The 2336-nt window shown below is 59.3% G+C and carries 2 protein-coding genes; one reads left to right on the plus strand and one right to left on the minus strand.

Features of this window, described 5'->3' with window-relative positions:
* Nucleotides 1-770 (plus strand): tripartite tricarboxylate transporter permease (locus tag ABX749_RS29820; protein WP_372899241.1); only part of this gene is annotated, 770 nt, incomplete at its 5' end.
* Between the two features lie 86 nt (nt 771-856).
* Here the strand turns inward: ABX749_RS29820 and ABX749_RS29825 are convergent.
* Complete coding sequence (locus tag ABX749_RS29825; protein WP_372899242.1) at nt 857-2203, minus strand: dipeptidase; 1347 nt, start codon at nt 2201-2203, stop codon at nt 857-859.
* Between the last annotated feature and the right edge of the window lie 133 nt (nt 2204-2336).

Below are 2336 nucleotides of genomic sequence, written 5' to 3' on the forward strand. Positions count from 1 at the left end.
CATTGGTGACTCGGTTGGTCAAACGCCGATCGGGCACGGTCCGGTCGAGCTTGATGGGAGTCTTGATCGGGATGCTGCCCGGCGCCGGCGCCGATATCGCATCGTGGGTCACATTCGCCGCGGCCAAACGTGGTCGTGGTTCGAAGGCGGATCGGGAATCGATCGATGCGATCGGAGACGCCACAACGGCCAACAGTGCTGCCTTGGCTGGAGGCTGGATACCGACGTTGGTGTTTGGCATTCCCGGTGATTCCATCACGGCGATCGTGATCGGGGTGTTGTTGATGAAGAACGTCACACCGGGGCCAGCAATCTTTGAGAGTCAACCGTCGCTGGTGTACGGCATTTACCTCGTGTTTCTGATTGCGAATCTCGTGATGTTGCCGGTCGGCTTCCTGGCCATCCGATTGGGACTTCGTCTCGTCCGGATTCCCAAGCAGATTCTGCTTCCGATCATCGTATTGTTTTGCGTCACCGGCTCTTATGCACTCAATGCCAGCCTGTTCGACGTCGGAATCATGTTGGCGATGGGACTGGTCGGGTTCGTTTTGAATCGGCGGGGATTTCCGCTCGGCCCGGTGGTCCTGGGATTGGTGCTCGGCGGGCCACTGGAGGAACGTTTGATTCAATCGCTGACCGCGTCCGGCGGAAACCCATTGGGTTTGTTCCATCGCCCGATCGCCGTCATGTTGGCGATCGTCACAGCCTTCATCATCGCAAGCATCCTACGGCGATCGATTCAGGAGCTGCGTCGGAGTGAGGCTACTTGACGGTTCGTCTGCCCGCCCGCGTTCTACGCCAAGACCGAGGGCGTTGACGTGGCGATCGTGAGCGATCATCCCGCCGATGCGGGCGGCTACGACAGAGACGCGTCGATGACTCGCATCACGTTCCCGCCGATGACCTTGCGGATCACCTCGTCGCTGTGACCGCGTTGAACAAGGCCGACGGTGAAGAGAGGCCAGTTGGTCCAGGAGAGACTTTGGTTCATCTGCGAGGTTGTTTTGAAGTCATCGTCCGGCCAAAGCATGCGGAATTCTTCGCGGCGTCGCGGTTGCTTGGGAACCTTGGCGTTTTCCATCGCGGAATCTTGCGAGGTGTAGGAGACGTCCGTGCCGATCGCGACCGCATCGGGGCCGAACGTTTTGATCCCATAGTCGATGTGATCGAGCAGCGCGCTGATGTCGCCCGCCCCACGCAGGTACCGTGGAATACAGCAAATGCCGATGTAGCCGCCCGAGTCGACGATCGCCTTGATCACGTTGTCGGGCTTGCTGCGGAAGTGCGGGTAAATCGCGCCGCACGTTGAATGGCTGGCCACGACGGGACGCGAAGAAACTTGCGCTGCTTCCAGGCTGGTTTGCCACCCGCTGTGGGCGCAGTCCGGAATCACACCGACGCGGTTCATTTCGGCAATCGCCTTGCGACCGAAATCGCTCAAGCCGGCGTCGCTTTTTTCACCGCAACCGTCACCGATCATATTGCGTCGCTGATACGTCAAATGCATCATCCGAATTCCCAGCTGAGAGAAAACGCGGACGTACCGCAGTTCGTCTTCGACCGACACCCATTGCTGGACGAGGGGGACGCCGTTCCCGGTCAAGTAGTAACAGTGGCGGCGCTGTTTCTTAGCCGTCCGAATGTCGTCGGGAACGGCAGCCTTGAACACGAACCCTCTCATCAAATCGGTTGTGTACGTGTGCCTGGCCAATCGCTTGATCAACCGCATCGGGTCTTGTCCCTCTTCACCGGCGTTGTTGAACACACAGGTCACGCCGGACGCCCGCCAGGCATCGCGAAACTCTTGTTCTTGGACCGGGTCGGAGACAAATCGCGTCATCGTCATCTCTTCACGCATGTCCTTGATCTCGATCGCTGAAGCCCCCGCTTCGATCGCGGCGGCAAGTGCGTCGCCGTCAATTGCGGCTCGTGGTCCAAACCCATAGGCATCGAACACGATCGACTCGGCGTGCAGTTTCATGCCCCGATCGATTTCCGCCTTGGAGGGTTTCAGGATCCCAAGGGCAACCTCACGCGACTGGTGGATTTTGGGGTTAAGACGCTCGGTCAATTCGGTAATCGGATCACGCGTGAGAGAGTCTTGAGCACGGATCGTTGGCCGGGACATGGCCAACGCGGACGCTCCGGCAAGCGTGCCAAGGAATTGCCGGCGAGCGATGGTGTTGCGAAGGTAGGTTGACATAGCGGACAACGTTCTGGGGGAGGCTGATACGGGAACAGGGGAAGGGGGCTAACACTATAGGGGATTCCCGGTCACTGCTACGCAGCGACATTGGGCGGCTGAAGCCTGCACACCAGCGCATGTTGGTGTCCAG

It is taken from the genome of Stieleria sp., from assembly GCF_041595215.1.
Taxonomy (GTDB): domain Bacteria; phylum Planctomycetota; class Planctomycetia; order Pirellulales; family Pirellulaceae; genus Stieleria; species Stieleria magnilauensis.